Here is a 2173-nt window from a genome sequence, read left to right as displayed (position 1 = left end):
TATAGTGGCTCACTTTTAAGTTAACATATACACTACCGCCAGTTCTAATGGAGGATAGCCCTTTACATAATCTTCATACATCTGAAGCCAATCAACCAGACTGCCTTTTGGAGCCAAGTCATACTTGTTGTTCTGGACGACAAGTAGCTCTTTGATAGGCTCTTTGGATAGGACCTTATCAGTAATAAATATCTGCATACCTTTGAATTTGTTAAAACCATATGAAGTGACAACGAATACGACCTCTGCATAGGGAATACTCGCCAGCAAAGCATTACTAAGCGACTGCTTATTGCTGTTTGTAACGTCCAGTCCTAGTCGCATTAAGGAACTAATACCACTCGTCAATAATTCTGAGTACTCCACCTTAATCTTGTAAATTTCATTTAACACAGCATGCTTGAATTCAAGTTGGTATGTCTGCTCCATAGTAGTATGGTCAATGAAGACACTTGATACCCTAGCGTATAGCGAACAGACTGTATCCCCTTCAGTAATCCCGTTCTCTACGCTGTAGGTGAAGGGCCCGATTTGAAAATAACCTGTTTCGTTTCTCATTACACCACCTCCTTTGGCAGAGGTAGTACCATGAAAGGTCTCACTGCCTGTGCATCGAAGCGAATAAACTCTGCTGATTCAATTATTTTTTTAGGTGGGTAAATGACTATTAATTGGCTATTTTCAAAATTGAACTTATTAGGGCGGATTTTATAATGAACTTAGCCATTTGAAATAAAAAAAACGCCACGTGAATTTCATGTTATATTGAAGTTACCACTAACACTCAATAGACAAGGATGAATTCACATGACGCAAACCCATGATAACACAGTTTCTCGCAAAGGAAAACACCTATCCTAATCAGAACGTTGCCAAATCGCCATCCTGAAAAAGGAAAACTATTCCAACCGTCAGGTTACCCAGGTGCTGGGACGTGTTCCGCAAACCATACACAATGAAATGACTCGCGGGACAATCACCCAGTTAAAACGCCAAACGCAAAATGGAAAAGTGTATGACACCTACTATTCTGTTTATGACGCTGATGCAGGACAGGCCTTCTATGAAAATCAACGGCTGAACTGTGGCAGACGCCCTAAATGGGCGAACACAGAGGACTTCATTGATTGGGCAGATGACAAAATGTTAAATGAAAAATGGTCGCCGGACGTCGTGGTTGGGTTTGCCAGAAAACACGAGCTGTTCGATTTTGCCATCATTCCTGGTACAACCGCCCTCTATCAATGGATTGACCGCGGAATCAGGAAAACAAAGAACATGGACTTGCTCGAAAAACTATCCCGTAAAACCAAAGCGGTCCGCCCAGGACACCGTCCCAACAAACGTGTTCTCGGGACGTCGATTGAAGAACGCCCTAAAGAAGTTGAAACCCGGGAAACTTTCGGCCATTGGGAAATCGACACGGTCGTGGGAAACAAGACCAAGTCGGATGCCGTGCTTCTGACGCTGGCTGAACGGCAGACACGCTTTGAAGTCATCCTGAAGTTGAACGGGAAGGACGCCCAATCGGTGGACCAAGTGGTTCAACAGCTAAGAGGACGGGCTGGCGCTACCTTCGATCAACTATTTAAGACTGTCACCTCCGACAATGGATCCGAATTTTCAGGGCTACACGATGCCCTGCAAGATGTAGCGGACGTCTATTTCAGCCACCCCTATGCTTCTTGGGAGCGTGGGACGAGCGAAAACCAGCACAAATTAATTCGCCGTTTCGTCCTAAAGGGCAGTCCGATTAGTGATTTGAGCGAGAACCAGATTTTGCGGATCCAACGTTGGATGAACGATTATCCGCGGAAAATTTTAGGTTATGCGACACCACATGACACATTTGTCCAGGCATTCAAGCAAGAACGATTGGTGGCTTGACCTGCGATTCTTGACAACGAGCCTCCCTCGGCATGGTTTCATGTCTAGAAAGATGGCATGGGGCCAGACTGGTCGGAAGACTACCATCCCTCAGCTCATTATCAAGGGGTCACTGATTTAGAATAACAAGGCAGTTACGGTATCAAACAAATAAGTTACCTGTAGTGGCTAACTTAAACTTGAAATTTCCGATTTGTATTCATTATTGAAAAAACTAATAAAAACTTAATCAGAAAAAATTACAACTTTTTTGTAAAGTCAAGTCCATAATATTGTGTAAAAATAA

General features: G+C 43.4%; 1 protein-coding gene and 1 pseudogene. One reads left to right on the top strand and one right to left on the bottom strand.

Going from position 1 to position 2173, the window contains the following annotated elements; genetic code table 11:
* Window positions 1–15 precede the first annotated feature (15 nt).
* Window positions 16–558, bottom strand: a complete 543-nt coding sequence (locus HMPREF2811_RS04910) for a DUF927 domain-containing protein (protein WP_071408351.1) — start codon at window positions 556–558, stop codon at window positions 16–18.
* A 315-nt stretch (window positions 559–873) separates the two neighbouring features.
* On the opposite strand from HMPREF2811_RS04910, the pseudogene HMPREF2811_RS04905 reads away from it, so the two are divergent.
* Window positions 874–1887: pseudogene (locus HMPREF2811_RS04905) on the top strand (IS30 family transposase); the annotation flags it as partial.
* Window positions 1888–2173 lie beyond the last annotated feature (286 nt).

The organism is Globicatella sp. HMSC072A10, from assembly GCF_001811625.1.
Lineage (GTDB): Bacteria > Bacillota > Bacilli > Lactobacillales > Aerococcaceae > Globicatella > Globicatella sanguinis.
The sequence above is the reverse complement of the archived record's forward strand: the minus strand, read 5'-3'. Positions and strand labels throughout refer to the sequence as shown.

Coding starts and splice junctions, on each gene's coding strand:
- HMPREF2811_RS04910 (WP_071408351.1), bottom strand. CDS start 558: ATGAGAAACGAAACAGGTTATTTTCAAATCGGGCCCTTCACCTACAGC.